The following is a 3,077-nucleotide window of genomic DNA, read 5'->3' on the forward strand; positions in this document are numbered from 1 at the left end:
CCGCAGCCTTTGGTGATGCCGGCGGTGGCGAGTTTTTCGATGTCGTTTTCGAAGATGGAGTCGTTGTCGTCGGTGAAGCCGATGGCAGGGTCTTGATCGGTGAATCCGAGTGCCCGGACGAGAAACGCCGCCATCTGGCCCCTCGTCACCGACCTGGTCGGGCAAAACGAGGTTCGCTCCGCATTGCACCCCCTGGTGACCCCGACGGCTGCAATCGCCTCGATATCCGCCTCGAAGATGTTTCCGTCGTCATCGAAAAACGAGCCGCCGGGCGGCACCGTGATGGCTGCCGAAACGGCTCTCGAAGCGTATGGTGCAGTCCCTGGGACGGCCCAAGCGACGCCTGCGCCGGCCGGCAGTGCCGCACCGACGACAACGAGCATGGCCAAACCGGGCACCAGTATCCGCGTTCGTTTCATGGTCGCCTCCCAGCACGCCACCGTGCGTCGCCCGTCGTCACCAGGCTACACGCCCCAGGTCGGCCAAATCAGACGCCCACAGTCGATCTACCGTCTTACTCTGCGTTGGTAGCCAGGGGACCGAAATACCTCCTTAGCCCCGAAGTCCGTTCGGGTCCGTATCGACCCGACGGCATTCACCGATTCGCGTTGACCTCGTCCAACTCACGAGAACCGTCATCTGGTGCGACGGTCATTGAGACTTGCCAGCCGGCGATGGCACTGGTGATCAGGGCGACGAATCCGAGTCCTACTACCCAGGCGTCCACCGCTCCATAGAAGGCCGAGACGAAGGGCCGAAGCACGGGATCGAGATGAAAGAGATACACGGCGATCGCGTAAGCCGATGTTGCGAGGGTCCAACCGACGGCCCACCCGATATCGGCCGCGAATATCAGTCCGGCGGCGATGATGATGTGTTGGGGAGCGACCGTGGGTGTATAAGCCAGAAAGGCCATCGTGGGCCAGACTGCCAAGCGAACCGGGTCACGCTGACCCCTCATGATGCAGATAATGAGGCCGCCAATCGTGACGACTAATAGCACGATGCGTACGTTGTTTTCGATGATGCTTGCCAGTTCCGCGAGTGTCACCACATCGGGAAACACCGAGGAGAGTCCGCTGAGACCCCACTGGGTGGGATTCGGTAGGTATCCGACGATGTTCGTGACAAGGAGTCCGGGCTTGGTCAGCACAAGGGGAGCGAATCCAATGAGGCCGGTGGCCGAACCGGCCAGGAATGCGATGTGCTGTTTGCGCTGCCAGGCGGCTACCAGCAGCGCCGGTCCGACGATGAGGGGAACCAGTTTGATGTTGATGGCAAACGCAAAGACCAGACCGGCTGCCAACCCGCGATCCTTGCTGAGGAGGATTACCGAGGCGAGCAGGGCAACTGCATAGATTGTGTCGGTATTTCCGTGATAAGCGCTCGAAAGGATCACGATGGGCGCCAAGGCGTACGCCGCCGCCACGGTGAGCGCCATCCGTCGGCCTTTGGGTAGCCAGTACCTGTAGAGCAGACCGATCGCCACCAAATCGGCGATGACGGCGGGAAGTCGGAGCAGAGCCGGAAACCAAGCCCCCGACGTTTCGGCGATCCATCGAAGCCCGGTCACCATCATGGTCGCCAACGGCGGATAGTTAAGAAACTCGTGCTCCTGATAGGCCCCTATCAGGCCACGAGCGAGTACGGAATCGGCGAAGTTTCCCCAGTACCGCGTGTCGTTCGACCCGAAGGTTGTCCACAGAAGGATGAACCGCAGGAAGATTCCGAACACGATGAGCCGTATCAACCAGCGATCCAGCCCCGGCCCGGCTTCAGCCCAGGCCTTGCGAATTCGGCCCGCAGCTCCTGCCATCAACTGTCCCAGGTTCCTGTCCCGCCGCTACTCAGGAGGTTCGATTGGTCTCGCATCGGATCGACTGTACTCACCGATTCGTGTCGACCGGGTTCACCCGGGCCAAGCCGTCATCTGGCACGACGGTCATCGAAACTTTCCATCCGGCCATGGCACTGGTGGCCAGGGCGACCAAACCGAGGATCACTACCCAGCCTTCCACCGGTCCGCTAAAGGCGGAAACCAGAGGGCGTAGGGCGGGATCGAGATATGAGACGTACACGGCGATCGCGTAGGCCGACGTGGCGAGAGTCCAGACGATGGCCCACCCGATATCGGCCGCGCATATGAGCCCGGCGGCAAGGATGATGTGTTGGGGTGCGACCGACGGCGAGAACACCAGAAACGCCATCACCGGCCAGATAGCCAGGCGGACCGGGTGGCGCTGGCCTCGTTTGATGGCGGCGATGAGGCCGCCAATCGTGACGGCGACCAGCACGACCCGTACGTTGGTTTCGAGGCTGCGGGCCAGCGTCGTCAGCCATCCGGCATCGGGAAACATCCACGAGAGTCCGCTGAGACCCCACTGGGTGGGATTCGGTAGGTATCCGACGATGTTCGTAACGAGGAGGCCGGGCCTGGTCAGCACAATGGGAGCGAACCCGATGAGGGCGGTGGCCGAACCGGCCAGGAATGCGATGTGCTGTTTGCGTTGCCAGGCGGCCACGAGCAGGGCCGGTCCGGCGATGAGGGGAACCAGTTTGATGTTGATGGCAAACGCGAAGACCAGACCGGCTGCCAACCCTCGATCTTTGCTGAGGAGGATTGCGGCGGCGAGCAGGGCAACGGCATAGATCGTGTCGGTGTTTCCGTGGTAGGCGCTGATGAGGATGGCGATCGGCGCCACGGCGTAGGCCGCCGCCACGGTGAGCGCCATCCGGCGGCTTTTGGGCAGCCAGTACCTGTAGAGCAGGCCGATGGCCACCAGGTCGGCGATGACCGCAGGCAGTCGGAGTAGTGCGGGGAAACCAATCCCCGAGGTATCCGAGATCCATCGGAGGCCGGTGACCATCAGAATCGCCAGGGGCGGATGGTTGAGAAACTCGTGCCGCTCATAGGCACCGATGAGACCATGAGCGAGCACCCCATCGGCAAACTCGCCCCAATAGGACGTGTCGTTCGACCCGAAGGTTGTCAACAGAATGACGAAACGCAGGAAGACCCCGAACACGATAAGTCGGATCAGCCATCGATCCAGGCCCGGCCCGGCTTCAGTCCAGGC

General features: G+C 62.0%; 3 protein-coding genes. All 3 read right to left on the minus strand.

Features of this window, described 5'->3' with window-relative positions; translation table 11 throughout:
* On the minus strand, positions 1 to 419 hold a 419-nt coding region (locus JJE47_15390), incomplete at its 3' end, for a hypothetical protein (GenBank protein MBK5268804.1).
* A 176-nt stretch (positions 420 to 595) separates the two neighbouring features.
* Positions 596 to 1,816, minus strand: a complete 1,221-nt coding sequence (locus JJE47_15395) for a DUF2029 domain-containing protein (protein MBK5268805.1) — start codon at positions 1,814 to 1,816, stop codon at positions 596 to 598.
* A gap of 70 nt (positions 1,817 to 1,886) precedes the next feature.
* The coding region (locus JJE47_15400; GenBank protein MBK5268806.1) for a DUF2029 domain-containing protein at positions 1,887 to 3,077 on the minus strand (1,191 nt) is incomplete at its 5' end.

The organism is Acidimicrobiia bacterium (assembly GCA_016650365.1).
Classification (GTDB): domain Bacteria; phylum Actinomycetota; class Acidimicrobiia; order Spongiisociales; family JAENVV01; genus JAENVV01.